This window comes from Gemmatimonadota bacterium (assembly GCA_009838645.1).
Taxonomy (GTDB): Bacteria; JAAXHH01; JAAXHH01; order JAAXHH01; family JAAXHH01; genus JAAXHH01.
Map to the genome: position 1 here is coordinate 1 of VXRC01000029.1, position 1,115 is coordinate 1,115.

Genomic DNA, 1,115 nt, shown 5'->3' on the forward strand with positions numbered 1-1,115 from the left:
GTGACGGTGAGTCCATCGGAAGCGATGATCGAGGTGGGCGCGACGCAGCAGTTCGCGGCGAAGGCATTGACGTCTGACGGAATGGCCATCCCGGACGCGGAGGTAACGTGGTCGAGCTCGGACGAGATGGTCGCGACGGTCGACGCGGAAGGCCTGGCGACCGGTGTCGGGGCGGGCGCAGCGATGATCACGGCCACCGCGGACAGCGTATCCGGCATGGCGACGCTGACGGTGACCGAACCCCCGCCGCCCGAGCCGGTGGTGGCCAGCGTGACGGTGAGTCCGGCTTCCATGATGATCATGGTCGGAGGCATGTTCCAGTTCACGGCCGTTGCCATGACGGCCGACGGCATGGTGATTGAAGACGTGGATTTCTCCTGGATGAGCGATGATACGGAAGTCGCCACGGTGGATGAAACGGGGCTGGTCACGGCCGTCGCCGCAGGTACGGCCATGATAACGGCCACGGGGAATGACGTAACGAGTATGTCCGCGACGATCACCGTGGAGGAATTGCCGCCAGTGGTAGCCGGCGTCGAGATCGTGGACGCCATGCCGGTTATGCTCGAGATAGGCGATACGCACCAGCTCATGGCCGTCGCCCGGACTTCGGAAGGGACCATGGTCGCTGGCTTGACCTTTGCGTGGTCAAGCGACGACAACGAGGTGGCGACCGTTGACTCGACCGGGCTGGTAAGCGCGGTTGGAGCAGGCATGGCGGATATCACCGCCATGACGGAAGAAACGACTTCCGAACCGGTGACCGTCACGGTTGCCGAGCCTCCACCGATTGTGGATCGTGTAACCGTGACACCATCTTCCGCGACGATCGAAGAAGGCGAGACGTGGCGGTTCACGGCGACAGCCTATGAATCGGACAACACGGTGATCCCGGACAAGACCTTCACCTGGTCGAGCAGTAACCCTTCGGTTGCGACGGTAAGCCCGTCATCGGGATCGGCGACGACGGCCCGGGGAGTGAATGCGGGTTCCACGACGATAAGGGCATCGGTGGACGGCAAGTCCGACACGGCGAGGTTGACGGTCACGGAGCCGCCGCCCGTTGTGGACCGTGTATCCGTGTCGCCATCAACGGCGTCGATTGAAGAGGGCGA

General features: G+C 63.5%; 1 pseudogene (running past one end of the window). It reads left to right on the plus strand.

The window, feature by feature from the left end:
- A pseudogene (locus F4Y38_08325) lies at positions 1-1,115 on the plus strand (hypothetical protein) (it continues 112 nt past the right edge of the window).